The sequence below is a fragment of the Stenotrophomonas sp. Steno-C18 genome (assembly GCF_056393195.1).
Map to the genome: position 1 here is coordinate 266,502 of NZ_JBWJOX010000005.1, position 25,480 is coordinate 291,981.

Sequence of the window (25,480 nt, forward strand, 5' to 3'; positions counted from 1 at the left end):
GCCCTGCGCACGCTGCCATACGCCGTAGTATCCTTCGGGACATCTTTAGGACTGGAGGACCGCGCGGCATGCGTTTTCGCCCTACATACGCCCTGATCACCGTGGCCGTGCTGGCGCTTGCCGCCTGCAGCGGCGGCCCGGTCAAGCGCGTTTCCGAACCTGCCGCCAGCATCCAGCAGCTTACCGTCGGCAACGATGGCAACTGGGACGTCGAGCTGCGCCTGCGCAACTACAGCTCCATGCCGATGCGCTTTGACGCGGTGTCGCTGGCGATGAAGGTCGGCGATGAAGCCGCCGGCACGCTCAGCACGCAACCTGGCGTATCGATCGGCCCGGAGTCGGCCGACGTGGTCAAGGTCCGCCTGCAACCGTCTTCGGCGGCACGCATCGTCGTGGCCGATTCGCTGGCCGGCGGCCGCTCCCTGTTCTATGAACTGGAAGGCACCATCAGCGCCACCCCGGAAGAAAAGAAACAGCGCAGCTTCGACGTCAAATCGCGCAACAGCCTCAACCAGGCACCGGGTCTGCCCGGCGTCCTGCGTTGACCCCCACCCGCTTCCTGCATCGTTCGAGACCGTTCTGATGAGCAACTACAAAGCCCCTGTTACCGATCTTCGCTTCGCCCTGCACGACGTGCTCAAGGCCGAATCCCTGTTCGCCGCGATGGGCCTGGAAGACGCCAGCGCCGACGTCATCGACGCCGTGCTGGAGGAAGCCGGCCGCTTCAGCGCCAGCGTGCTGGCCCCGCTCAACGCGGTCGGCGACCAGACCGGCTGCAAGCTGGACAAGGCCACCGGTGAGGTCACCACCGCCCCCGGCTTCAAGGAGGCCTACGCACAGTTCGTCGAGGGCGGCTGGACCGGCCTGACCGCGGCAGCGGAGTTCGGCGGCCAGGGCATGCCGGAGACACTGGGCATGGCATTGAGCGAAATGGTGTCCTCGGCCAACCTGGCGTGGAGCCTGTTCCCGATGCTGTCGCACGGCGCGGTCGAAGCCCTCAAGCATTACGGCGAGGACTGGCAGAAGGAAGCCTTCCTCAAGCCGCTGGTGGCCGGCCACTGGACCGGCACCATGTGCCTGACCGAACCGCACGCCGGCACCGACCTGGGCCTGCTCAAGACCCGCGCCGAGCCCAATGCCGATGGCAGCTACTCGATCACCGGCACCAAGATCTTCATCACCGCCGGCGAGCACGACCTGAGCGAGAACATCGTCCACCTGGTGCTGGCCAAGCTGCCCGACGCCCCTCCGGGCCCGAAGGGTATCTCGCTGTTCGTCACCCCCAAGTACAAGGTCGACCGCGACGGCAACAAGGGCGAGCGCAACGCCCTGCGCTGCGGCGCGCTGGAGCACAAGATGGGCATCCACGGCTCGTCCACCTGCGTGATGAACTTCGACGGCGCCCAGGGCTACCTGGTTGGCCAGCCGCACAAGGGCCTGCAAGCGATGTTCGTGATGATGAACTCCGCCCGCCTCGGCGTCGGCGTGCAGGGCCTGGCGCAGTCCGAGCGCGCCTACCAGGGCGCGCTTGCCTATGCCCGTGAGCGCCTGCAGTCGCGTGCGCCCAAGGGCCCGCTGCTGGCCGACAAGCCGGCCGACCCGATCATCGCCCAGCCCGACGTGCGCCGCATGCTGCTCACCACCAAGGCACTGACCGAAGGTGGCCGCCTGCTCGCCGCGCACGCCTACACGCAGCTCGACGCCGCCCAGAACGGCAGCGACGACAAGGCACGTGCCGACGCCGACACGCTGGTCAGCTTCCTCACCCCGATCGTCAAGGCCTGCCTGACCGAGTGGAGCATCGAGGCCACCTACAACGGCCAGCAGGTATTCGGCGGCCACGGCTACATCGCCGAGCACGGCATGGAGCAGTACGCCCGCGACGCCCGCATCACCACGCTGTATGAAGGCACCACCGGCATCCAGGCGCTGGACCTGATCGGCCGCAAGACCGCCGTTTCGCAGGGTGCCGGCCTGAAGCTGTTCCTGGCCGAGGTCGAGCAGTTCATCGCCGACAACGCCAACAACCCGGCCGTGGCCGAGTTCCTGCCTGTGCTGGGTGCCAAGGCCAAGGAATGGGGCAAGCTGACCGTCAGCGTGCTGCAGCGCGCCGCCGCCAACCCGGAAGAACTGGGCGCGGCCAGCTGGGACTACCTGTTCTACAGCGGCTACGTCGCCCTGGCCTACTGGTGGGCCCGTGCAGTCGCCGCCGCCCAGGTTTCGGGCCACACCGACAGCTTCAAGCAGGCCAAGCTGGAAACCGCGCGTTTCTACTACACCCGCGTCTTGCCGCGCACACTGACCCATGCCGCCAGCATGGAAGCCGGCGCCGACCCGTTGATGGCGATGGATTCGGCACGCTTCGGCGACTAAACCCAACGCCCCGACAAACCAAAGCCCCTCTCCCGCAAGCGGGAGGGGTTGGGGAGAGGGCCACTTCTATCGCAGCAAGCCCAAAGCCCCTCTCCCGTGCGCGGGAGAGGGGTTGGGGTGAGGGCCGCTTCTATCGCAGATTGAAGAAGCACCGCCCCGGAACCGCCCCGTCTTTACACAAACTGTCACGCTTCGTGTATAAGCTGTTTTCCCGATGGAGACAGACACTACACCGCGTAGTCTGATCGATACCGGAGCCGACCTTTCCGCTCCGACAGCCGGGTTTTCACTTCCCCCCTCCTTCCACCGCCTCGGTACCGTGCGATTGCTGTCGCTCGATGCACACGGACGCGTGCTGGACTGGATCACCTGGCAGGACGCCGCCTGCCTCTACGCCCGCGACGCGGTGGCCTGGACGCTCGGCGACCCCTGCCTGCACGTGCACGGGGCGACCAACCGCGACAGTGGCCAGCGCAGCGGCCTGGACCTGCACCCGATCATCGCCTCGCGCGGCCATGCCCGCTCGCGCGCCATCGACCCGACGCCGAACCTGACCAACCCGGCGCTGTTCGCGCGCGACGCGCACCTGTGCCTGTACTGCGGCCAGCAGTTCAGCCGCCCGCAACTCACCCGCGACCACGTGCTGCCGGTCTCCAAGGGGGGGCTGGACACCTGGGAGAACGTCGTCACCGCCTGCTTCCACTGCAATTCGCGCAAGAGCAACCGCACCCCGCAGCAGGCGAACATGCCGTTGCTGGCCGTGCCCTACCGGCCCAGCTGGATCGAACACCTGATCCTGTCCAACCGCAACATCCTGGCCGACCAGATGGCCTTCCTGAAGGCGCAACTGCCCAAGAAGGCCCTGCAGCGCAGCGCCTGAACCACCCCGGACACCGCATTCGGTATCGACAGTCTGAACAGGTACTTCAGATTGCTGGCAAACCTCGTCATTTCACGCTCACAATTGTTGCGGTTTGCTTGCCCCACCCCCTTTTGGCGGCGAAAATACCGTTTCGATTGAAACGCCACGAAAATGATCGACTCTGCCTCCTATCCGCGCCTGTCGCGCATCCAGACTCCCGATGACCTGCGCAGGTTCGACGAAAGCGAACTGGTCGCGGTCGCCGAAGAACTGCGTGCCTACCTGATCGAGTCGGTAGGCAAGAGCGGGGGTCATTTCGCGGCCGGCCTGGGCGTGATCGAACTGACCGTCGCCCTGCATTACCTGTTCAACACGCCGGTGGACCAGCTGGTGTGGGACGTGGGCCACCAGACCTACCCGCACAAGATCCTCACCGGCCGCCGCGACACCATCCACACGGTCAAGCAGAAGGACGGCGTGGCGCCGTTCCCCAAGCGCGAGGAAAGCGAGTACGACACCTTCGGCGTCGGCCACTCCTCCACCTCCATCTCCGCCGCGCTGGGCATGGCCATCGCGCGCCAGCGCCAGGGCGACACCCGCAAGGCCGTGGCCGTGATCGGCGACGGCGCGATGACCGCCGGCATGGCCTTCGAGGCGCTGGCGCACGCCGGCGGCATGGATGACGAGCCGAACGTGCTGGTCATCCTCAACGACAACAACATGTCCATCTCCGAAGCAGTGGGTGGGCTGACCAAGATGCTCGGCCGCGCCACCGCCAGCCGCACGCTCAACGCGCTGCGCGAAGGGGGCAAGAAGATCCTCGGCGACAAGCGCAACAGCCCGCCGGCGCGTTTCGTCAAGCGCTGGGAGGAACAGTGGAAGGGCATGTTCGTGCCGTCCACCGCCTTCGAGCAGATGGGCTTCCACTACACCGGCCCGATCGACGGCCACGACCTGCCGCTGCTGCTGTCCACCCTGGCCCGCCTGAAGGACGCCAAGGGGCCGCAGCTGCTGCACATCATGACCACCAAGGGCAAGGGCTACGAGCCGGCCGAGGACGACCAGATCGGCTACCACGCCGTCGGCCCGTTCGACCCCAGCAAGGGCCTGCCCGCCAAGGGCGCGCCGAAGAAGCCGACCTACACCGACATCTTCAGCGACTGGCTGTGTGATGCCGCCGCCGCCGAACCGCTGTTGATGGGCATCACCCCGGCGATGCGCGAAGGCTCGGGCCTGGTGCGCTTCAGCAAGGAGTACCCGGAGCGCTACTTCGACGTGGCCATCGCCGAGCAGCACGCGGTCACGCTGGCCGCTGGCATGGCGACCCAGGGCGCCAAGCCGGTCGTTGCCATCTACTCCACCTTCCTGCAGCGTGCCTACGACCAGCTGGTCCATGACGTCGCCATCCAGGACCTGGACGTGCTGTTCGCCATTGACCGCGCCGGCGTGGTCGGCCCCGACGGTGCCACGCATGCCGGCAACCTCGACCTGAGCTTCATGCGCTGCGTGCCGAACATGCTGATCATGGCCCCGGGCGACGAAGCTGAATGCCGGCAGATGCTCAGCACCGGCCTGCAGTACAAGGGGCCGGCCGCGGTGCGCTACCCGCGCGGCACCGGCCCCGGCGCCGCCATCGGCAACGACCTGTCGACGCTGGAGATCGGCAAGGCGCAGTTGCGCCACGCCGGCAGCCGCATCGCCCTGCTCGCCTTCGGCGCCACCGTGCCGGCCGCCGAACAGGTCGGCCGCGAGCTGGGCCTGTCCGTGGTCAACATGCGCTTCATCAAGCCGCTGGACAAGGCGATGCTGCTGGAACTGGCCCGCACCCACGACGGCTTCGTCACCATCGAGGACAACGTGGTCGCCGGCGGTGCCGGCTCGGGTGTCTCCGAGCTGCTCAATGCCGAAGCAGTGACGATGCCGATGCTGCACCTGGGCCTGCCCGACGGCTACCAGCACCACGCCAGCCGCGAAGACCTGCTGGCCGAAGCCGGCATTGATGCCAGCGGCATCCGCACCGCCCTGCTCAAGCGCTGGCCCAAGCTGAATGACACCGCCGCGCCCCTCAGCGCGGCGAGCTGAAAAAAGGCCCCGCATCGCGGGGCTTTTCTTTTGAGCGGCTTGCGCACGGGCAAACGCCCTTCACCCGGAATCAGGTCAGCCGCGCCCTGCATTCCCACACCGGGATTTCATCCACGCCGACGAACCGGCTGCGCCGTAGAAAAAACCAGCCGCCCCGCGCAGGCCCGGATGAATTCCCAGCACCCGGCACCGCGGCGCGCCGCCGTCCCGCTCAGTCCTTGCCCGCCGGATTGTCCCGCCGGAACAGTTCCCACTCTTCGACCTGGGTGCCGTCCGGCAAATGGCAGATCCCGTACTCGCCGCCTTCGCTGTTCTTCCTGATCTCGACCTTGCCCCCCTTGTCGACGCAATGCACCGAGGCCGGATTGGCCATGCCCACGCGTGGCACCTCCGCCGTACCGCGTGTGCCCTCGCCTGCCGCGCAGGCCGACAGCGCCCCGGCGATGACCAGGATGGCAATGCAATGGATCCCTCGTTTCATGTCAACTCCCCAGAAGGCTGCAGGCCGGACTGCCCGCTCGGCGCAGGCTAGCAAAGCTGGTGTGCACAACGAAAAAAGGCCCGCACCACGTGCGAGCCCTTGATCTTGATTGCAGTAATTGGTCGGGACGGCCGGATTCGAACCGACGACCCTCTGCCCCCCAGGCATCGGCGCTGATCCGCCTAAACTACTCATATATATAAGGAACTGGCCCTCGGCACACGGGCACGAAAGCCCGATCTCCTACCTATACGAATCAATAGGTTACAGGTCGATAGGGTGCATACCCTCATCGTCTCATCCGCGGGTCCGCGCCGCCATTGCCCCTGATACCCATCACTCGTATGGCCTGCTTGTAGCTTTTCAGTCACCAAATCGCCCCGGGGGCAAAAATCCCAGTCCTGCCCGAAAGGCCAGTGCTACGATCCGGCCGAACGGGGGGTCTGGACCGATCGGAGGTGATCATGAGTTCGCTGATCGCATCGATGACATTGGGAGACTGGGCGCTTGCAGCGGCGGGGGCTTGGCTGGGGGTATGTGTCGTCACCATGCTCCTGGCCAGAACCCCGCGCCTGGCCTTCGTGGCGCTCTTGAAGGCACTCCCCTACAGCCTATTGCCCAAGGGCTAGGCGGCGCTCAAGCCGCACCTGCCACCCGCTGGCCGCGACGCCAGATTTACCGCAGGCCGGGGGCTTGCCTTGGCCAACTCCGCGGCTAGAATTTCGCCCGCCACGACGCTCCCAAGATCCGGCCGTGGCCCGCCGCCCACCGGTGAAAGGGACTTCAACCGGGGCGGCAACTCTCTAACCTGGCCCGGTCGCGCCAAAGGGCGCACCGAAACGGCCCATCCCAATATCTGCGCAATTCCGCTTGGTCGCGGCTATGCTGCCCACCCAAAAGCGATCAAACGACAGTTCAGTTCTACAGGGGTGAAATGGAAAATCGGTACGGAAAGCTCGCGTCGTGGGTCTACAACCTGGACAAGCCAGTCGGTCGGTCATTCGGTGATGTGGAGTACTACCAGCAGATTCTGAGCGAGTCCGAAGGACCCATCTTGGAACCTGCGGTTGGCAATGGCCGGGTTCTCGTGCCACTGCTCAAAGAAGGGCTTCCCATCGAGGGGTTCGATGCCTCCGAGGAAATGCTTGGCTACTGCCGAGACGCTTGCCGAGAGCACAACGTACTTGGGACCTTGATGCGATTCAGCTTTGGGGACTTCTCATACGACAAGAAGTTCGCTGCAATAATCATTCCGGCGGGATCGCTGCAACTGATCACGGACGCAGCATCGGCAACGGCCGCTCTGAAGCGGTTCTACGAACATTTGTTGCCGAACGGCAAGCTAATTCTCGATCTCGACTCAATCGACGGCTTTCTGGGCGCTTCTGGTGCAATTCGCAGCTGGACGACAGAGCAAGGTGAACTGTTGACGCTGACAGATCATCGAGTAGAAACCGACTACGTGGCTCAAACGACTCTTTCCCATCTTCGCTATGAGCGCTGGAAAGGCGGCAACTTGGTGGAGACAGAGCTCGATCTATTCAAGCTGCGCTGGTGGGGGGTCGAGGAATTCGGCCTCGCATTGCAGGCTGCTGGCTTCAGAGACGTTGTTGCGTCGGGCAATTACCAACGCGGTCGCGCACCCCAAAAGGGTGACCAAGTTATCAGCTTTGAAGCACGGCGCCCCTAGAAGCGCAACGCCGTGATCCTAGCCTCCAGTGGACCTGCTAGCTGAATGCCGGACCACATGCTCCCGAATCCACTGCAGCTTCCGGGCGACCTTCTCACGGAGTGCTTCCTCGTGCCGCAGCACCCATAGCTCCGCCCCCATCCGGCCGGCTTCGAAAGAGCTGCAGTGCCTGGTGAGTAGCGACTTGTCGATGCCGTCCGCCCAGTGGAGGATCGCGAACCAGCCGCCATCGACCTTGTCGATCATCGAGACCAGCACCTCCCCATGCAGCATCAGGGCCGTCGGCCCTTTACAGAAAGCCGTTCGCGGGCCCCAGGTGAACTCGGGGCCAAGGTCAGGGTGTCGGGTGTAGGCGGTCATGGCCGGAGAGGATAGGCACGGCCGTCTCACGGGCTTGGACTGGCACCCCAACAGCAAAGGCAGCTCTCAGCGCTGGATGGCACTGGAGAATCGTGCGTCCAAGCCACGAATGAGATAGCCACATAGCGAATGGGCGAACCTCAGGCGTCCCATTTGTGCAACTAAATGCGTCAGAGCCCTTTCGCTTGACGCAGATTTCATTCGCGACGGCAAAGAATTCCGCCCGATCTCCGATCTAATCGGAGGGGACCTCACTTCAACTTTCGTGGAGTTAGCACCATGGGATCTGTTGCAATGTTTTTGGAAGGACCTGGACAAGAACGTCGCCCTGTCAAGGTTTTGTCGACCGAGCAAGTGCGACTCCGATCTGGCGCCACCGATGGCATCCGCATCGTGCATCCCTTGGCGACACAGATTGAAGTGAAGACACTGATCGACGCGGATGGGAAAATCGCCAGCCAGGTGGACTTCGATGGATTCCGATTCAAGTACAAGAACTCGGAAATACCGTGGAACTTGGTGGTGGGTTGATCGAAGCAATAAGCCCGGCACCTCGCCGGGCTTTCACTTTAAAGGGCCCCACCTACCTAGCCTTGCCCATCTTCGTCACATCAATCAACCCAAAAGCGACTAAGGTGCTTGTAAGTCAGCAAAGATGCCAACAAGAAGGATACTTAGAACAAGCCTTCAGGCCGGTCGAATCCTCACTGATCCCAGATGACACCTTTCGCGCAAGGATCACCTTCAGCATAGCCACCGTGCGAGATGGCTGCATGAGGATCAAGAAAATGAACGCCAGAAGGGATAAAGATTACGTCGACGTGGTGAGCGAGCTCTCTTACTGGCAGGAGCGCTTCAACCACGGTTCGTTCATCTCCGACTCCTTCGATAAAAAGTGCGTCCCGGTGATCAAGCTCGCCTGCGAAATCTACTTGCGAGATCCACATGGAACAGAAGCGTCATGGGCAGCCGCTCTGTACCACCGCATTCCACCATTGACATCCAGGTTGAACACGGAAATCACCAAGCACGTGGCGCGGCTCTGCTGGAGTCGGCTGAACGAATCCAGCCAAGCGGAGCCCCATTCATCCCCAAGGCTTCAATAGCACCCTCCCCTAACACGGCGAGGCGCAACCTTCATCTGCGGTGACCTCACCGCGATGGAGTAGAAAATGACCAACGTAAACGACACAACCAACACCCAAGGCCAGCAGGAGCGCGATGCCAAGCGCGCACCGGGCGCGCCCCAACAGAACGACAACGACCGCAAGGACGCGGAAACCAAGGAAGGTAAGCCCCAGGATGGCGGCAAATCCCAGCAGAAGTAAGCCTTCCTGCTGGTGACTGAAGGAGAGCTGCGTCTGAACGCGCAGCTGCTCCAAAGGAATGGACAGCAGTGAGTAACGTAACGAAAGCGAAGGCGCTGATGGCGAAGATTACCTATCAGCTTCGCCCACCCGAAACGACGACGATGGCGCCATGCAAGAACTGCGGCAGAAGCAGTCCGGGCGGCCAATCCTGCGCCGACTGCCTTTGTACAGAGCTTGAGACTCTGATCAAGAACAAAGGAGCAGTGGTTCGCTGGTCCAAGTCAGCAAAAGCGGCAGCAGAAGACGAAGCGCTTATCCTCACCTATGCGCGGCGAAGCTGAGCCACCGAAGAACTTCCGTCACCTCGCTCGCAGATGCCCTCCCGGCAGACGCAATCGTATAAACAATGGGACTCGAGTGTCAGGAGGCCATATGGCTTACGACGCGCAATACCTTACTCAGGAAGAATGGATGAACTTGCACACCGCCTACCTCTCCCATCAGGCAGATTCATTCTTCTGGGATATCTATCAAGCCCTTATGGATGAGGCCACAAGGCGAACTGGGCAAGGGATACATGTCGCCAACGAACTGGCAGGAGCGGCGATGCAGTTCGGCGCCACCCGAGCAGCTCATTTCGTAAAGTAGAGAGGCCCCGCTTCTGCGGGGCCTTCTATTTACGTTCACATTGAACTGGTCGAACTAGCGCCCTCATCACGGCCAACAAAGAAAAGAGAGACGAGGCACGCATAGCTCGTACTCACACCATGCGCTTCACGTCCTGAAGGCCGAGCAACTGCCGACAACGTCGCCGAATCGGCGAATAACACAAATCTTCGCGAAAGCGCCTATGGTAGGGCCACGAGCCCCACCCCGCTCCAGGCCAGACTGATGAACTATGACGACGCGAGAGCCGATCTCGATGATCTTGCTCTTGAGATGACCATGCTCAATCACTCATGGAACTACACAAAGCGCCTCGATAAGTTGAGGGCCTTGGCAATTCTAACGAGGCGCGCACTAAAAGAGTCCGCAGGAACCACAGACGAGCAGGAGCGCCGGAACGGGATTGAGGCAGTGCTAGACCGAATCACCAGCATGATGGGTGCTGCCGATCAGCTCGAACACCTGAAAGAGAGCTATCGCCGATAGCCTCTGCATGGGTGTGCAGCCTGAGGCGTCGCTTCACGGCAAGGTCTGATACCCGCAACCCTGAGGCCGTGTCGCCTCCGCCCAAGCTACGCGGTGATGTTCCGACCCAAAGCAGCCATTGGTGCGGCCGCCGAGCCTAGCGCTGGGTCCGGTTATACGCCGGCTTGTTGGGCGGACTCAGCCGCCCTAAGATCGAGCTGTATCAAGGGCAAAGCACACCATACGGCGCTTTGTGGATAAGTCGTATAACCGGACCCACGGGTCTGTCTATTAGGTAGTTAGGCAGTGGAAACAGATATCTATCAACCTCCCGGTAGTGATCTTCAGGCCGAACTTCTGGAGCCATCAAGGCGTCGCATCCATTGCTCCATCGCCTGGATTTCCGGCTTTCTCATCTGTCCGATTCTCTACTGGGCAATGCTGCTGAGTGACGATCCAGGTGTACAACGCCCTACTAGAGAGGGGGCGTGGGTGGTAAGCCTTCTTACGTGTGTTATCGCCGCTTCAATCGCTGCATTTTCGGTAATGCCGTTCCGACGCGTTCCCGCTTGGCTAGCGGTCCTTGCCGGTTTCGTACCACAGATTCTTTTCGTAGTATTTGTAGTGGTAGAGAGCTTCTTTTAGCCCACTGCCTAACAATTCGTTCAAGCCGACGTTCCAACCGCTGCGCGGTTGGCCCGCGGCTTAACTCAGGCGTTGAACGGCCGTTTCTGGCCGATAGCGGTCTCCTCCGTCGAACCAAGCATCGCTCTGCGTCACGGCGACGTCGGCCCCTCGGGCTTTACGGCCGGCTCCGCACCGATCCCGAAGTGCTGCGCCGCACGCTGGACGAAAGCAGCCTTGATCCCGGCAACGATCACCGCAGCGGCAAGCGGATCGGGGAGACCCACGTCGTAGCTGTTCCCCAGCACCTCCTCGATGCTGTTCTCCAGCTGCGGGCCCAGGGCCTCGCCGCGCTTGAATGCGCCGATGTAGCTCCACCACTGGGTGTGCCAGATCACCTTGCCTGCGGTGCTTGGCGTCCCGTCATCATTCGGCGTGAAGAAAATTTCCGCACGCCGGCAAACCAACACATCCCTGTTGCTTGCGTCGTAAACGCGCTCGACGTCGCCCGTTTCAGTAGTTCGCACTTCCGGCTCCATGGTTCTGATCCTCAAAAATTGGTCACGTCGAGAACAAGGGCACGCCACGTCGTCTTACCGGCCGTGTCATACGGGACAGCAGACGACGGGCTTGCCACAGTCGAACGAATACGCCTGGCGGAAACTGACACCGTGTTTCCCGCCACCGTGGCAAAAATCTCTTGGTCATCCAGGTAGTAGACGTAATTGAGTGAGCCGCCGACGTTGAAGCTCTCATTGCGCACCAGAATCGCGGATACCGGCTGGATGATCCACACCGCATACGAGCGACCAGCAGTGAACTGCTGCGTGACCGTGCTTTCAAGCACGTTGGTTATGTTGCCAACCATAGCTGCGACAGGTCGAGCCATACGGCCGTAGGCTATCGCATCGAACAACAGCTCACCTGTTTCCGACCACGTCTTGGCGCCCCAGTTCGACTCACCTTGGGGCAACCCGAACGAATAGGTTGCCCCGTCACCTTGCGCGACAAACAGAGTTCCTGCTGGCGAACTGTTTTTCGCCAGCACGACGACGACGTTGCGGCTGTCGTCCAGGACAACCACACCATCGTCATTCTCTACGTAGATTCCAACGGCCATCAGTAGGTCACAACCATGATGTCAATCGCAAACCTGCGAACCTCCACAACCGCCGAATTGAAAGACCACGTTATGCGGTTGCCAGAAATGGCGATGGTGGGCCAAGGACTAGCGTTTCCCGCCGGGCTCCAGGAGCCCGGCATGTTGTAGACAAACTCAACCGTTTGCCCAGCTTTTGGCGTCGCGGTGTACGACCCATTCGTCTTGCCGGTGTTCAACAGAACGGTGCCGCCGGCAACCCTATCGGTCGTATCCAACACCAAGTTCTCGTTGGCATCCCACAGCTTCACCCCTGTAGCCATTAGATGCCCAGCCCTGCCGCGAAGCGCCGTCGGTTGTTGGCGTCATAGATGGTGATCGCGGTGTTCATGATCTCCATTCGCCCTTGCGTGCTCGTTCCACGGATGATGGTCTGGCCCGACGTGGTTTTGCACTCCACGCAGTTTGCGGTGGTGCAGTTCGCCGCGCCAACATTCGGGCCAAACCACTGCACCAGGTTTGCCGCCGAACCGAAGCCAGTGCCCATGACGAGCTGATATCCGTTGCCGTAAACGCGGATGTAGTTGGCCTGCCATTCCATACCGCTTGCCGCCCCGCCCGTGAAGACGCGGAACACATCAGCAAGAAACGAGAAACTGGAGCGCTTACCGTCGTTCATGGACTGCATACCGCTGACGTAGCCATTGACGTCGGTCGTAACGGTATAGCTCGCCGCGGCTTCTTCACCACCAGCCGACCACGCCGACGGCACCTCCTGGGAAGCCGGCACTTCCTCGAACATGGGCCGGCACCAGAAGGCATAGGGCTGGTTGACCCCACTCGGCGCAGTGTTTCGCAACACGATGGTTGCCGAAGTCGCACCCGCCGGGGCCTCGCCAATCGAATACACCCGTGTCCAATACGCACCCAGGTTGTTGCCCAAATTGCTCGACGTCGAAGATCCGACGGTGTTGGCCGGCGGGGTTCGGGAAATCTCAGCACCGGCAACATTTCGCCAGATGACGAACACATCCTGCACCGAGCGATGCGGATTCCCGTAAGCCGATAGGACGTACTTCTTCCCTGCCTCTACCGCTACGGCTCGAACGGGGCTGACATGCAGATAAGCAATGGCCGGGGTTACACCCGCGTGGGAAGAGCCGACGGCGTTGATGTTGGGTGGGTGGTACGAGTCGCCCGCAAGATTCAACGTCAGTCCGCTCCAGCTCCCCGTGGAGTTGTAGCTGATGAACCATCCGTCCAGCGTCCCAAGCGCCGCGCCTTGCAGGAGGTTTCCGCCGCCGCCGACCGCCTTGATGGCCGTCGTGACGTTGGCAAGCCCACTGTTCACCTGGGTGATCGCCGCGGCGAAGTCGTTGCCCTGCTCATCCACATCGACACGAAGTTGGCTCAGGGCGGTCGAGTTGGCGGCCTGGGCCTGGGTGACGGTTCCGACATCTTCCCAGTACACCGGATCAGGCGGAGGCGTGTCAGCAGGCACTTCTTGCTTTGCCCGGTACATCCGCCCGTCCTTGTAGATCACGGAACCTGCGGTGTATGTATCGTCAGGGCTGTACTCGGTACCAAACAGCGCCAGCGCCTTCCCTGAATTGATAGATGCGCGCAACGCCTCCTCCATTGCGGCATCCACGGCTGCCTGCTTCGCAACAAGTTCAGCCGTTCCCTCTACAACCTCGCTTCCTCCCGCAACTCCTCGAACGGTCGCGGTAATGCGGAAATACCAGGTCAACCCGCTGCCATCGCTGTACAGGTAGCGGGTTTCGGTGGTCCTGACCACCTCCTGCCAGGGCCCATCCGGTGACTCACTGCGCTCGATGATGTAGATCACAATGGAGCCACCGGAATCGACCGCATCCCACTCAAGCAGCACGCCATCGGCCACGGGCGTCACCTCAGTCCCGCCTACCGGCGGGACAGCCGATGGTGCGTAGACTTCAGGGAACCAGCGCGCGAAGCGGGCAGCAGGAGGCGTCTGGGCGGGTAGTTGGCCCGCGCCCAGATCGATGAGGGTCACATATCGCATGTCTTACTTTGCCCTTGCGTTGAGCGATGCGTTCATGGATTCGCGCTTCTGCGTTGCCGCAGCGCCTTGAGTCGTGTTCAACAGCCTTTGGATCAACTCGTTCTGCTCGCGGAGCAACTGGTTCTGCTCATCGAGCTTGGCGTTGGTCTCTTTCTGGGCCTCCTTTCCCCCCGCGGCAACTTCAAAGATCGCTTTCCCGAAGTGCTCCGGCAGTGCCTCGATGGCGTCGGCCAATTGGCCCATCGAGGTGCCATCCTCGAGATCCAGCTCGCCGACCTTCATGCCGTCGATCATTGCCATCACGCGGCCGTAGAGGTCGTTGTAGTCCTTCCCGCTGGCAAAGAGGTTTCGGCCGAACCCCAGGGCTGCCTGAGCGGCCTGCTGCGCCGCTTGGCTATCTCCCTTCGCCGTCGCATCGGCAAGCGCCTGCATCGACTCGGAGAGCTTTTGCCGGTCCGTCAGCGGTGACAGGTCACTGATCGAAAGACCGTACTTGATGTCCTTTTTGTCAGCCTCGATCTGCGCCTGGAGCTTCCCCATCTGCAGCGCGCGCAACTCCTCGATCTTTGCCAGATCCTCCGCCCTGGCCCCGGAAAGGCCCAGCGCCTTGGCATAGTCGTTGGCCGCCTTCACCTGCTGGCGGTACGTGCGCTCAATGGTCAGGGCCTGCTGCTGGTAGCCCGACAGGTCCGCCGTCATCACCTGCGTGGCGATGTCGGCCATCAGCGTGCCGTAGGACTTCGCCGTCCCCGCCAACCGGGTGTATGCCGCGGTCAGGCTTTCGTCTGCCGCCTGCATCTTCTCCACGTAGTCCGTGAGCGCGGAGAGCCCTACCCCCGTCCACAGGTCCAAGCCGCTCCGGGCATCCACTGCCGCGGTGACGAAGAAGTTGGCACCGTCCTCCAGTAGCTCCGCCGACTTCCGCCAGTCCTCCGCGATCCGGCTTGCCTGGCCGTCGATCTTCCCGACAGCAGCGATGGCCTGCTCGGCAGCGAGGCGCTTCTGGAAGGTCTCGGCGTCCTCGTCGTAGGTCCGCCCCAGCACCGTCGAACGGGAGCCGGTGACGTTGCCCTTCTTGTCGTAGGACTGGGAGAAGGAGCCCCCAACGAGCGCAGCGGCATCCTGCCGCAGGCTCACGCCCAGCTGCTTGGCGTAGGCCGAAAGCACCTCGTGGATGCCCGCGGCAGCATCCCGGGCCTCTTGGCCGGGATCAACTTGGATCGTCCTCCACTTCTTGCCGCCAAAGAGCGACTTCTGCCGGCTTTGATAGGCCTCGGCCGTTGCCGACCCGCCGCCCTCACTGATGCCGATGGTCTGCTGGCTGCTGTTCGTTTGGTACTTGGTGCCAAAGACCTTGCCGCCGGACAGCTTGTCCACCACCGCGGCAGCCGCCAGTGCCCAGCCCACAACCGGAACCCAGGACGACGCCCCAATGGCCCCCATGGCGCCCGTTGCTCCTGCTGCTGCGCCAGCGCCGATGCCGCCGACGCCCACACCGGTACCGATGGCCCCCAACCCACCCGCGATGGCGCCGCCCACACCCAGCCCCAAGGCCCCATAGGATGCGCCGGCCAGCACACTGGACAGACCGCCGCTACCGCGCTTGGTCAGGCCGTAGTAGGCACCCAACAGGCCCAGGCCGGCACCCGCATAGGGGAGCCCGCCCGCGAACTCACCCGTCAACAGCGACTTCCCGAACAGCCCCATGCCAGGCGGCATGCCGAAGCCAGAGCCACCACCGCCGATGGTCCCGGATGCACCACCGAGCCCGTAGGTGGTTCCCTGGAAGCCGCCGAAGCCGGCCACGTTGTTCCCGAAGCCACCGATGGAGCCGGCGGCCACACCGGCAGCGGTACCGATACCCAGGCTTCCAATTCCGGCCCGCTGCGCCCCCTGCACGATGCCGCCGGCGATGGTGGTCCCCAGGCCGCCAAAGCTGGTGCCGGAAGCCGCGAAGCCCTGTCCGGATAACATGCCTTGGATGGCCTTCTGGATCGGGTTCACGAACTGCTGCTGCAGCCCCGTGCGTACAACGTCCCACCACCCGCGCTTGAACACGTCCTTCAGCTCGGAGAAAAAGTCCTTTGCGTTCTTGATCTGGCCGGCGAACACGTCGGCGAAGGTGTCGGCCACACCACCGGCGGCGTCCACGGCAACCTGCTGCCAGTCCTCGGCGGCACGAGCAACCTCTTCCATCGCCATGGACACTCCAGCGTAGGCACGCGCACGCTCCATGAGCTGGGTGATCTCGTCCTGGCTGAACTTGGCCCCAGCCTCCATCGCGCGATTGATCTCCTCGCGCATATCGGACTCGTTCATCAGCTGACGGCGGTACAGCTCGCGCGCAGGGCCAGCAATGCCAAGGAGCTGAATCTCCTGCCCCATGGTGGCAAGTAGCGCCGCAGGGGCGCGCCGGGCCTGTTCCGCTGCGGCAGAAACCTTGGCGTACTCCTGCGCACTTTGAGCCATGAGCACACCTGCATCGGCCTGCAGGATGTTTCCCTTGACCATGGCCTCGTTAAGCTCGGTCATGCGCTGGGTGTGCTTTGCCATCGCCTCGGCCAGCGGCCCGGACATGGTGCCAGCGGCGATGGCAGCCTCCCTGCCGTAACGCGCCATCGCCTCGGCGGTGTCCTTTCCGCTCTTTACCGCCGCTTTGTCGGCGGCTTTGGCGCTTGATGCGGCCTTCTGCGCTGCCTCAGTCTTCCGGATAAGAGCCAACCCAACCTCCAACTGCCGGTTGTATTCCTCGCGCTGCGCCGTAGAGAGCGCGTCCACACCCCCCGCTGCGTTGATCTTCTGTCCGATCTCGACGCGGAACGCATCCTCAGCGCCCTTCTGCAGTCGAACCAGGTTGACGATCTGGCTATCGATGGAGCCCTGAAGCGACTTCAAGTGCTGGTCAATGGCCTTGGCCGCCTCTCCCGATGCCTGGGTCTGACGAACAATGGCGCCAGTTGTGGCATCCGTCTGAGTCTCCGCCCTCTTGCTGACAAGATTGAGATCTTCCAGCACACCGCGTTGGCGCAAAGTCTCCTTGGAGAGGCTTGCGACGGAGGCCGCCTGCATGGTCAGCTCGCCGGTAACAGATGCAGCGGCTGGGGATGCAGAGATCATTTCCCGCCATGCGCCCTCAATACTTGCAGAGAACACGTCAGCTGATACCTTCCCGGCCTTCAGTTCATCCTGAAGACGTGAGGTCTCCTTTATGAACGCGTCGGCCTTAGCAACATTGGAGAAGGTGGCAGCAATGGACACCATACGGCCGATTTCATCAGAAATGTCCCTATAGCCCTTCTCGATGTTCTTCTGCCGCTCAAGGACCTCGCCCGCCTGCTGCTGCTTGTTCAACTCGGTGAACTTCTCGATGGCAACATCCGCCGTGTCGGAGAAGTCGGCGAGCGATCTGGCCGCATCGTTGGTCCCATCACGGAACAAGAGCCAGCCGGCCGCGCCTGCCGCCAGCATCGAGATGATTCCCACCGGCCCGCCCAGAGCCGACAGAACAGCCGCGCCACCGCGCGAGGCAAAGCCCGCACTCGCCGCGTTGTACTGCGTCTGCGCCTGCGTCAGCAGGACGGTTGCCTGACGGTGCTCCATGGTCGCTGCTGCCGCCTTCGCACTGATCGACACGCTACCGCCGATGGCTTGGGCACGCCGCACTTCCGCCTGAGCATCCAGCATGGCCGCACGCGCGCGAAGCTCCAATGCCTGCGCGTTGGCAAGGTTTTGCGATGCTGCGGCACGATCCGCTGCCATACTGGCGCTAACAGCGGCCACACGCGCGGCCAGAATCTTCGCCAGCTGAGAACCCGCGAGTCCAGCTGCCGCAGCTGCAGCCACATCCAGATTCCGGCCCAGGAGATCAATACCATCTGCCAGTAGAGCCGAGGCGCCATAGGCCTCGTCGGCACGGCCAACCATCTCGGTGATCTGCGTGTTGAGATTGGTCATGGACTGCGACACGCGGACCTGCATTGCGCCGAATGCGGTATCCACGTCGCCGGACATTTTCAGCAGCGCCTGCGCCATGGTCTGGGCAGAAATGCCACCATCATTGACCATGGCACGCAGGCTCCCCCGGGCAACTCCCATGCCATCTTCTATGGTCTGCACCAACTTGGATGCACCATCGACCATCGAATTGAACTCTTCGGCGCGTAACGTGCCGGATGCGAGGGCTTGTCCGAACTGGGTCAAAGCGCCCTCAGCGGCAGCCGCGGAACTACCGGACATCGCCACCGTCTTGTTGACGGTCTCGACAATGCGCGCCGTCTGCTTGCCGCTCAGGCCGAGGCGATCTTGGACCATCGCCAGGTTCTGATAGACACCCGCGGTGGCGTCGAGCGGCTGATACGTCGCTTTGGCGATACGGATAACGTCCTGCTGCGCAGCCACGAACGCCTGCTGGCTATCGGTTACAAGGCGAATGCGGTTGTTCATGGCGATCCACTCGTCGCCGCGCCCAACAGCGTTGCGTGCGATAGCAATGGCCGACCCCATTCCAATGGCTTCTACCGCGACGCGGCGGAATCCAGCCGCAGCGGCGTCAGCTCCTCGCGCTGAGTGTTCGGACATGGCGGCGCGAATGCTGCGCATATCTCGATCCACAACGCGTGCACTCTTTCCCATGTCGTGCTCGAAGGCAGCATTCCGCGCCAGGAGATCGACGGTCAATGTATACAGGCCCATGCGTATCCTCATGCAACAAAAAACCCCGCACAAGGCGGGGTTTGGCGATATCTAGCGGCGCGCCTACCGGCGCACTGGATTGTTCTTTTTACCTGGAGCGATTGGTCCTAACTACCGCGTCGTTTATCAGAAGTTCTTTGAGATACATTCCATTCTTCGACATGACGCAGAGTGCTGACGAGTCAATGCTTGCTCCGAAATCATTCATTAACAGCAAGCCGTCACCATGCTTCCACTGCACAACAACCTTGTCACCTTGCTCCAGAACAAGTGAAGGAGCCGGAATCTTGGCAGAGTTTGGATTCTTGACTTCCTGTCTAATCCATTGAGCGCAGTTTCTTTTGGCGCTGTACGTTGAACTTACTTCTCGCTTTGGCGCAAGTAGAACCACAAGCACAACCACGACTATTGCAGCCACAACCATCCACATCTGCCAAGCAGGGTATCCGAGAACCTTATCTTTCACGCCGCCCCTCCCTGTTCGTTCGTTACCGACGAACATGGTGCCACTTACGCGGGCACTTCCTCAAACTCCAGGTACCCCGAGAAGTACCGGCCGCTCACGTTCTCCACGCTCCACGTGTTCGACGCGGCTCCGTAGATTGCCGACCGGGCGGCCAGCGCCGGATCGATGGGGCCACCCTTCGTCCGGCTGTACTCCGGCACGATGCAGCCCCGCCCGCGCCCCTGCAGCATCAGCACCACCGTATCCCAATCCGTGCCGGACAAGCCGCTGCCATGCGCCACGTCGGTGGGCCGTGCCGACAGGTTGCCGGTGAAGCGGCGGTACCGCGGCCCTTCAACTGTGTTGAGCTGGGCGCCTTTCGTGCGGGTGTGGACGCTGGTGTCGATGGTGGCTACCGCCCAGCCATCGGCAATGCCCACATCCACGGCGCGCAGCACTGCGACCTCACCCACCTCCACGGTCGCCGCGGTGGTGTCGATCCCCACGGCCACGGACGACACCGATGCGGCACCGGTCGGGAACAGCCAGGCGCACACCGATCCGTCAGGGAGTCGCACGGTGGAGCCGGTCGCCCCGGCCGCTGTCACCGATACCCCTGGCGGCAGGGACAGGCCCAGCAAGGCGACGATGCGCGGCACGATGGTGCCGCTGAATGTGATGTTGATCGACAGCGCGCCGCTCCTGGCGATCCGGGAGCGCCGCGCCGGCTTTCCGTCGAACATCGCCGCGCCGGCATCGGCCGTCAGCCAGTTGCCGCCCACCAGCGCCACCGACTGCACAGCCGGCATTCCGTACCCGATCAGCATTTCAGCCCCACACGTTGAGCACCACGTCCCCCGTGGTCGGGTTGCGCTCTACGCTGCGCACGAACACGTTTTTCCCGTTCTCCAGCCCATATCGCGGGTACGTGACTCGCCCCACCTGGCCGGGCTGAACGTCCAGCTGCTGGTCTCCGCGGATCGTGAGCACAAAGAAGTGCCGCATCACCGCGTACAGCCCCACGATCCGGTCCGCCTCGGCCTGCGCATCCCCCTGCCCCCAGAACAGCGAGACGAATGGGGCGGCCACGTCGGCGTGCCTGTAGTGGGGATGCAGCGGGCCGGCGGCATACACCTGGCCCCGGAACAGCGATGTCAGCTCGTCGCGCCTTGCCTGCGGCACGTCCACCACGTCGGACACGAGATCGGCGGCACCGAGCGCCTGGGCGTTCGGACGGTAGGCGAACCGGCGGGTCAGGTTCGGCGCATCATCGGGCAACGCGATCAGATCCTCGGCCAGGTCGTCGGCAATGACCTCGAAGGCCGGCACCGCCACCGACTCAGGCGCCACCACCCGCGCCACGCGCAGCACGCCATCCGGCGCCTGGTACATCCCAGCGCCATAGCTCGGCAGGATCGCCCCCAGCGCCGCGCGCGCCGTCACGGCCTCGCGGGAGTAGTACCCCACCCCGCCGTAGCCCGTCGCCGCGTCGATGCTGCTGGCGTCCCCTGCGGCCCATGCCGCTTTGCCGATCCGTCCGAACACGTCGCCCAGGGCCTGCCGCAGCGTCGCCGGCTGCTGCCCGGCGCTGACGCTGGACACGTCGGCGACCACCGGGCCTTCCGGCGGTGACTGCATCAACAGTTGCTGCCCACCCGGCGCGAGCTGGAACGTGCCCGGCTCCATCAGGTCGCCGCGATCCATCACCGCCGCGACGTGCACCGGGCCGTCGGCCAGGAACAGCGCCGAGCCATCGGAGTTGGCGCCCAACGCCGGCACGCTCGCCACCGCACCGATCACCACCGGCTGTGCACTCCAGGCCAGGCCGGGGATGTTCGGTAGGAACACCGCGCGGGTGATGGGCTCGTCCAGGTCTGTATGCGCGTCCAGCAGCGAAAGTCGCTTGTCGCCGTCGCCAGCAATCTCCACGCGATCGATCACGAACCGGCCAACTGCCACGGTATCGGCGAGCATGCCGCCCGCCTGCCCCTGCCGGATGGAGACAGGCTGGCCGGCGCCGCCGGACAACGCCAGGGCATCCAGCAGGCCATCGGCGTCGTGGACAAGGCAGTCTGCAACGGTCGTCTGCGTCGCCGAACCGCCCCACACCCAGAAGTCCAGCGCCGAAACGATGGTCACACCCTCGGCCAGCAAGCCCTCATAGCGGGCGTTGGGCGGGGTGTCTCCCGGCGCCGTCAGGAAGTCCGCATCAGCGATCCCCGGCGCCGCGGTGGACAGGCGGCGCAGGGGCCAGCCCGCCGCGGCCGGAGGCCCGCTCGCAACCCACTGCCCAGCGTTGACCGCCAGAAGCAGCCCCCCCGCTTTGCTCGCGCCCAGCGACGCGGCGAAGTACAGGGGGCCATCAAGGGTGGCCGAGCCGGTGTGCACCAGCGAGCCATTGCGGTAGAGCCGCACGGTATTGGGCGTGCCGATGACCAGCTCCACGCCCACCATGTCGCCCTTGACCACCGGCGGCAAGCCGGAGGCCACCGTAGCGCCGCCCACGCGCAACGTGCCGGCGGCCAGGTTCCAGCCAATGCCCCCAATCGCCCCCAGAACGACGGACAGCGAGGCGCTGGAGTTGACCACACCCACGACCGCCTGCAGGTCATCGTCGCCCCACACGGCGAACTCCACGCCCACCGTGCCGGCGTCCTGGGGAATGTCCGAACGGGCCGTGCGGTTGATGTCGGCCGCCGCCGTCGTGGCAAGGGTCAGGCCGCTATCGCGCGCGGACAGCGCCGGGCCGATGGGAACTGCGGCGAACCGCCCGAAGGTCTCGCTCATAGGGAATCAAACCATTTCTGGGCTTCGTCCTCTTCCAGGACCGGCACCAGTGCGTTGAGGAAGTCGTCCAGCGGGCGCTTGCTGCCTGCGGGACTGTGGGTGGCTATGGTGTAGGCCACAAGCGCGGCGGGCTTCTGATGCAGGCTCACGGGGTCAATGGGGTTCCGCTTGTGGAACTCCCACATCTCCAGAAACTGGCGCCGCGACATCGTGGCGCGCAGCTCTTGGACGGGCCTGCGGTACGTCACTGACAGGACGCACCAAAACCAGTCCTCGCCCTTGCGGCTTAGGCGTTTCCCGCCTGCTCCGCTGCAGCCACCGCCTTATCGCCGAAACCGGCGTGCTTCAGCGCCACGTCCTGGAACTTGGCCGCAATCGGCGGCTTGAGCCGCGCGGCGTCCTCCACCGACATGATCGGCTTGCCGTCGGCATCGCAGATGGTGGCGGCGATCAGCTTGGCGCGGTCGCCATCGGTCCACAGCTGGCGGAACTCGGTATCCGGCAGCTCGCGCACATAGAACTCGGCAGTCACGCCGGCGCCCAGCTCGATGGTGTCCGGGCGCACGTCCGGCGAGGCGAACATGCCCAGTTCCTTGAAGGCGTTCAACAGCGACTTGGGGACGGCGGTGTCGGTCACCGCGCTGGTGTTGGTTTCGTCGGTCTTGCTCATGGCCGTTTCCTTGTACTGGCGGCAGACCGTGCGGGCCGCGCACGGCGAACACGCGGAGGTTCCGCACGATCTGCCAAAGAGATGGCCCGCCGAAGCGGGCCGGGTGCATGCCGTTCGGGCGCCTTACGGGCCGACCGGCGGACGGTGCGTGGTGACGGCGCCGGAGCCGCGGATGGTGATGGTGGCCTTCCACACATCGTTGTCCTGGCTGGTGACCGCGAAGTTCTGCACGAAGCCATCGAACTGCTTGGACAGAACCGTGGTGGGCGGAGTGATAACGCTATCGACGGCGGCCGGCTTGGCGACGCCTTCGGTTTCCGACAGCGGCGCGGTGACCAGCCAGTTCACGACGGCGCCGGTCTTGTGCAGATCCTCGATCTTCTCGTGGTCCGCCGAGTCGTAGATGACCTCGATGCTGGTGCTACCGGTCTGCTTGCGGCCGGCGACGAACTGATCCCAATCGTCGTCGTAGTCGGAGATGTCGATCTCCGATGCCTGGCCGTCGGGGAAGCCGACGCTGCGCAGACGGGTCACCTTGATGACCTCGGCTGCCGCGATGGCAACGAACAGCTGGGAGTGCTTGGACTTAATGACCTGGCCCATTCAAGTTTCCTCTAGTTGTGTCGATACGGATTTGGATACAGGGGAGAACCTTCCCCTTCAGGGACAACAAATGCTTGGATCGCAACCTTTTTCTGCTACTCGATTGATCGGTGCTTCCGCCGCCGTGGTGGCAGGAATCTCGCTTTTCTGGTGCGCGTTGGCACTTGTCTTGCAGGAATTGGGCTCGAACTATTGGTTGGCCCGCAGCATGCCCGCCTGGACTTTGATGGCCGGAAGCGGCTATTTCGTGGGATTCATTGGTGCCGCGCTCCTTCATGAGTTCTTCAACAAGTTGAAGGGTGAGCCCACGCTGCTCGGTCGATTTCAAGATGAGGCGCGCGATAACGCGTGGGCAATGGCCTTTGTGGTCCTACTTACCATCGGCCTCTTCCTCTTTGGTGCGCTTGTAGTGCTGGCGCTGATCAAGGGAACAAGCGACATGCGTGCGTCCGTCGGGATCTTCCTTGGAGGCCAATTCGCAAGTGAGTTCTCCATGAAGTACTTGCGAGACAAGTACCTTCAGCCCAGCGCCGCGACCTAGCGGATCTGCAGCAGGCGCGCGTCGAATGAGATGCCGTAGGCTCCCGTCTCGTCGTCGTCCGGCGGCGGGTTGTAGGACTCGATGCTTCCCCTCCGTTCGATCTCGTCGCGGATCACCATTGCGACCGCGTTGGCTTCCGACAGGTCATCGCCCCAGACATTCAGCCTCACCCGCCAGCCATCGGCTGGGGGCGGGTCGGACAGCTGCGCCAGCGACGAACCGCCTACCGTCCCCCAGGTGACATAGGGCATGGGCGTGTCTGCGGGGGCGGTACCGGGAAACGCCCGGACCGGATCTCCCAGCTTCGCGCGCACCGCGTCCGAGCCCTGCAGGATGCTTTGGATCAGGGGAACCATCATCGCCAGCCGGTCTCCTTGGTGTACTTGTCGATGGCTTTCCACGTCGTGTCGATCACGACCTGGGCGGCCTCGGGGCCTTTTGCTTCGCCGGCAGGGGTGAGGAAGGGCTTGGCCGCCATTCGCTTGGTGCCGAATTCAAGGTGGCGCCAGTAGTAGGCCCACCCGCTTTCCTCGTAGGCCTTGCCCGTCCGCCCCTTCCTGCGGTTCCGCTTGGTATTGGCGTACTTCCTCCGCCTGCCCGTGCGGACACCCACCGTGTAGTACTCGCCCCCCTGGCCTACGCCGGCACGTGCCCGATTCTTTGCGTTCGCTCGCCGCACAACGATCTGCGTGGCGAGGAAGCCGGTCGCGCGCACCACCCTGCGGCGCGCTTCGTCGCGAATCAGGTTGCCGCCCTTCCGCATGCCAGCCTGCAGCGGTTTGCCCTGGACGGCCTTGGGCAGGCCACGCAGGGATTGCAACAGGCCCTCCAGCCCCTTGATCTCAATGCGCTTAGACATCGGACACCCCCGAATCCACCATCAATGTGAGGTGCCGGCGCGCTGTCGGGTCGGGCAGCACCGCCCGGATGGCGTATACAGCCCCGTCGAAAACAACGCGCATCGTTTGCAGCACTCCGGGCAGGTATGGGATCTGCATCCGGGCTGTCACCTGCCCATGCTCGGCTGCGGCTGCGACGAACTCCCGCCCTGACAGGGGCACAACCTCGGCAGGCACATCAGATTTCCATGTACGCCAGACGCGCTTGTCACCCCCCAATGGGTCGCGCACCACGGCAAAGTCCTGAAGCTCGATGCGATGGAGGTATCGGCCAGACATCACACCCCCCAAGAGACGCGGAATGGACTCATCAAGCGCGTCGCCGCGGCGGCACCCTCGTCCTTCTGAAAGTAGTAGTCCCGTACAAGAATAAGGATTGCCTGCTTGATCGGCGCCGGCACATCCGCCGGCTTGCTTGGATCGTCGGCATCGGGCCACGGCACAGGGCGACCGATGTACTGCTCAACATAGCCCTGCGCCGCCTCAATCTGCGTCGTGATCAGGGCATCGTCGGCGTCGTGGATGACAGGCAAGGCCTGCTTGGCATCGGCTAGAGTGACGACCATGGTCAATCCCTCCGGCGGCGCTGGCGCGGCTTGGAGCCCTCGATCTGTTCCGCGACGGGAGTGTCCCCGGTGGTGACCAACAAGCGTTTCATCAGCTGCTCTGCCACTTGGGGGGAAACATCAAACACATCACCCTTTTTGCGGCTCCCGTAGTGCTCAAAAGAGCGAATCGCAGTTACTTCAGTCATGTCGCCTCCCAAGGCGGCGAGGCACAAGCCCCG

General features: G+C 63.3%; 31 protein-coding genes. 13 read left to right on the forward strand and 18 right to left on the reverse strand.

Annotation, left to right across the window (positions count from 1 at the left end; all coding sequences use genetic code 11):
- The first annotated feature begins 68 nt into the window (after positions 1-68).
- From AC06FE_RS12575 to dxs, 4 genes are all read left to right on the forward strand, one after another.
- Entirely contained in the window at positions 69-545 is a 477-nt protein-coding gene (locus AC06FE_RS12575; RefSeq protein ID WP_478073207.1) for an LEA/WHy family protein, read from the forward strand.
- A gap of 37 nt (positions 546-582) precedes the next feature.
- Positions 583-2,373 (forward strand): acyl-CoA dehydrogenase C-terminal domain-containing protein, encoded by a 1,791-nt coding sequence (locus tag AC06FE_RS12580; protein ID WP_313254650.1) that lies wholly within the window; start codon positions 583-585, stop codon positions 2,371-2,373.
- Positions 2,374-2,587: 214 nt separating this feature from the next.
- A complete protein-coding gene (locus AC06FE_RS12585) occupies positions 2,588-3,253 on the forward strand; it encodes an HNH endonuclease (protein WP_132862956.1) in 666 nt (221 codons plus the stop codon).
- A gap of 153 nt (positions 3,254-3,406) precedes the next feature.
- Positions 3,407-5,317, forward strand: coding sequence for a 1-deoxy-D-xylulose-5-phosphate synthase (gene dxs / locus AC06FE_RS12590; RefSeq protein WP_446541549.1), 1,911 nt, complete (start codon positions 3,407-3,409; stop codon positions 5,315-5,317).
- A 211-nt stretch (positions 5,318-5,528) separates the two neighbouring features.
- On the opposite strand, the gene AC06FE_RS12595 is transcribed toward dxs, so the two are convergent.
- A complete protein-coding gene (locus tag AC06FE_RS12595; protein ID WP_132862954.1) occupies positions 5,529-5,798 on the reverse strand; it encodes a putative hemolysin in 270 nt (89 codons plus the stop codon).
- A 464-nt stretch (positions 5,799-6,262) separates the two neighbouring features.
- On the opposite strand from AC06FE_RS12595, the gene AC06FE_RS12600 reads away from it, so the two are divergent.
- Together AC06FE_RS12600 and AC06FE_RS12605 are read left to right on the forward strand one after the other, a co-directional pair.
- Positions 6,263-6,427, forward strand: a complete 165-nt coding sequence (locus AC06FE_RS12600; RefSeq protein WP_446541551.1) for a hypothetical protein — start codon at positions 6,263-6,265, stop codon at positions 6,425-6,427.
- Positions 6,428-6,732: 305 nt separating this feature from the next.
- The gene (locus tag AC06FE_RS12605) at positions 6,733-7,488 is read left to right on the forward strand and encodes a class I SAM-dependent methyltransferase (RefSeq protein ID WP_446541552.1); all 756 of its coding nucleotides are present in this window, start codon (positions 6,733-6,735) and stop codon (positions 7,486-7,488) included.
- Positions 7,489-7,506: 18 nt separating this feature from the next.
- Here the strand turns inward: AC06FE_RS12605 and AC06FE_RS12610 are convergent, their stop codons facing one another.
- Positions 7,507-7,848 (reverse strand): hypothetical protein, encoded by a 342-nt coding sequence (locus AC06FE_RS12610; RefSeq protein ID WP_478073208.1) that lies wholly within the window; start codon positions 7,846-7,848, stop codon positions 7,507-7,509.
- A 279-nt stretch (positions 7,849-8,127) separates the two neighbouring features.
- Here AC06FE_RS12610 and AC06FE_RS12615 point away from each other — a divergent pair, with 279 nt between their 5' ends.
- The 6 genes from AC06FE_RS12615 (at position 8,128) to AC06FE_RS12640 (ending at position 10,310) form a co-directional block, all read left to right on the forward strand.
- Positions 8,128-8,379, forward strand: coding sequence for a hypothetical protein (locus tag AC06FE_RS12615; RefSeq protein ID WP_478073209.1), 252 nt, complete (start codon positions 8,128-8,130; stop codon positions 8,377-8,379).
- A complete protein-coding gene (locus AC06FE_RS12620; protein ID WP_478073210.1) occupies positions 8,358-8,954 on the forward strand; it encodes a hypothetical protein in 597 nt (198 codons plus the stop codon). Before AC06FE_RS12615 ends, AC06FE_RS12620 begins: the two co-directional genes overlap by 22 nt.
- A 66-nt stretch (positions 8,955-9,020) precedes the next feature.
- The gene (locus tag AC06FE_RS12625) at positions 9,021-9,176 is read left to right on the forward strand and encodes a hypothetical protein (RefSeq protein WP_478073211.1); all 156 of its coding nucleotides are present in this window, start codon (positions 9,021-9,023) and stop codon (positions 9,174-9,176) included.
- 68 nt (positions 9,177-9,244) lie between these two features.
- A complete protein-coding gene (locus AC06FE_RS12630; RefSeq protein ID WP_446541560.1) occupies positions 9,245-9,499 on the forward strand; it encodes a hypothetical protein in 255 nt (84 codons plus the stop codon).
- Positions 9,500-9,590: 91 nt separating this feature from the next.
- Positions 9,591-9,806, forward strand: coding sequence for a hypothetical protein (locus AC06FE_RS12635; protein WP_446541561.1), 216 nt, complete (start codon positions 9,591-9,593; stop codon positions 9,804-9,806).
- 243 nt (positions 9,807-10,049) lie between these two features.
- Positions 10,050-10,310, forward strand: a complete 261-nt coding sequence (locus tag AC06FE_RS12640) for a hypothetical protein (protein WP_478073212.1) — start codon at positions 10,050-10,052, stop codon at positions 10,308-10,310.
- 755 nt (positions 10,311-11,065) lie between these two features.
- On the opposite strand, the gene AC06FE_RS12645 is transcribed toward AC06FE_RS12640, so the two are convergent.
- The 11 genes from AC06FE_RS12645 to AC06FE_RS12695 form a co-directional block, all read right to left on the reverse strand.
- Positions 11,066-11,452 carry a hypothetical protein gene (locus AC06FE_RS12645; protein ID WP_478073213.1) on the reverse strand — a complete coding sequence of 129 codons (387 nt, stop codon included), beginning with the start codon at positions 11,450-11,452 and terminating at the stop codon, positions 11,066-11,068.
- Between the two features lie 11 nt (positions 11,453-11,463).
- Positions 11,464-12,033, reverse strand: a complete 570-nt coding sequence (locus AC06FE_RS12650) for a hypothetical protein (protein WP_478073214.1) — start codon at positions 12,031-12,033, stop codon at positions 11,464-11,466.
- Positions 12,033-12,323 (reverse strand): hypothetical protein, encoded by a 291-nt coding sequence (locus AC06FE_RS12655; RefSeq protein WP_478073215.1) that lies wholly within the window; start codon positions 12,321-12,323, stop codon positions 12,033-12,035. The genes AC06FE_RS12650 and AC06FE_RS12655 overlap by 1 nt, the downstream gene beginning before the upstream one ends.
- Positions 12,324-12,334: 11 nt before the next feature.
- Positions 12,335-14,056, reverse strand: coding sequence for a fibronectin type III domain-containing protein (locus AC06FE_RS12660; RefSeq protein ID WP_478073216.1), 1,722 nt, complete (start codon positions 14,054-14,056; stop codon positions 12,335-12,337).
- Positions 14,057-14,059: 3 nt separating this feature from the next.
- Entirely contained in the window at positions 14,060-18,748 is a 4,689-nt protein-coding gene (locus AC06FE_RS12665; RefSeq protein ID WP_478073217.1) for a tape measure protein, read from the reverse strand.
- Between the two features lie 88 nt (positions 18,749-18,836).
- Complete coding sequence (locus AC06FE_RS12670; protein WP_478073218.1) at positions 18,837-19,214, reverse strand: hypothetical protein; 378 nt, start codon at positions 19,212-19,214, stop codon at positions 18,837-18,839.
- A 44-nt stretch (positions 19,215-19,258) separates the two neighbouring features.
- The gene (locus tag AC06FE_RS12675) at positions 19,259-20,020 is read right to left on the reverse strand and encodes a hypothetical protein (protein ID WP_478073219.1); all 762 of its coding nucleotides are present in this window, start codon (positions 20,018-20,020) and stop codon (positions 19,259-19,261) included.
- Position 20,021: 1 nt separating this feature from the next.
- Entirely contained in the window at positions 20,022-21,980 is a 1,959-nt protein-coding gene (locus tag AC06FE_RS12680) for a hypothetical protein (protein ID WP_478073220.1), read from the reverse strand.
- Positions 21,977-22,189, reverse strand: coding sequence for a hypothetical protein (locus tag AC06FE_RS12685; RefSeq protein WP_478073221.1), 213 nt, complete (start codon positions 22,187-22,189; stop codon positions 21,977-21,979). Before AC06FE_RS12685 ends, AC06FE_RS12680 begins: the two co-directional genes overlap by 4 nt.
- A gap of 77 nt (positions 22,190-22,266) precedes the next feature.
- Positions 22,267-22,650, reverse strand: coding sequence for a hypothetical protein (locus AC06FE_RS12690; RefSeq protein ID WP_478073222.1), 384 nt, complete (start codon positions 22,648-22,650; stop codon positions 22,267-22,269).
- A gap of 123 nt (positions 22,651-22,773) precedes the next feature.
- Positions 22,774-23,253, reverse strand: a complete 480-nt coding sequence (locus AC06FE_RS12695) for a phage tail tube protein (protein ID WP_478073223.1) — start codon at positions 23,251-23,253, stop codon at positions 22,774-22,776.
- Here AC06FE_RS12695 and AC06FE_RS12700 point away from each other — a divergent pair.
- A complete protein-coding gene (locus AC06FE_RS12700; protein WP_478073224.1) occupies positions 23,240-23,794 on the forward strand; it encodes a hypothetical protein in 555 nt (184 codons plus the stop codon). The genes AC06FE_RS12695 and AC06FE_RS12700 overlap by 14 nt on opposite strands.
- On the opposite strand, the gene gp17 is transcribed toward AC06FE_RS12700, so the two are convergent.
- From gp17 to AC06FE_RS12725, 5 genes are read right to left on the reverse strand one after another with little or no spacing between them, the layout of a single operon-like run.
- A complete protein-coding gene (gene gp17, locus AC06FE_RS12705) occupies positions 23,791-24,153 on the reverse strand; it encodes a tail completion protein gp17 (RefSeq protein WP_478073225.1) in 363 nt (120 codons plus the stop codon). The two genes, AC06FE_RS12700 and gp17, sit on opposite strands and share 4 nt — an antisense overlap.
- Entirely contained in the window at positions 24,150-24,653 is a 504-nt protein-coding gene (locus tag AC06FE_RS12710; protein WP_478073226.1) for an HK97-gp10 family putative phage morphogenesis protein, read from the reverse strand. The genes gp17 and AC06FE_RS12710 overlap by 4 nt, the downstream gene beginning before the upstream one ends.
- Positions 24,646-24,972 (reverse strand): phage head closure protein, encoded by a 327-nt coding sequence (locus AC06FE_RS12715; RefSeq protein ID WP_478073227.1) that lies wholly within the window; start codon positions 24,970-24,972, stop codon positions 24,646-24,648. Before AC06FE_RS12715 ends, AC06FE_RS12710 begins: the two co-directional genes overlap by 8 nt.
- A complete protein-coding gene (locus AC06FE_RS12720) occupies positions 24,972-25,259 on the reverse strand; it encodes a head-tail connector protein (RefSeq protein ID WP_478073228.1) in 288 nt (95 codons plus the stop codon). Before AC06FE_RS12720 ends, AC06FE_RS12715 begins: the two co-directional genes overlap by 1 nt.
- A gap of 2 nt (positions 25,260-25,261) precedes the next feature.
- Positions 25,262-25,447 (reverse strand): hypothetical protein, encoded by a 186-nt coding sequence (locus AC06FE_RS12725; RefSeq protein ID WP_478073229.1) that lies wholly within the window; start codon positions 25,445-25,447, stop codon positions 25,262-25,264.
- Positions 25,448-25,480: the final 33 nt, after the last annotated feature.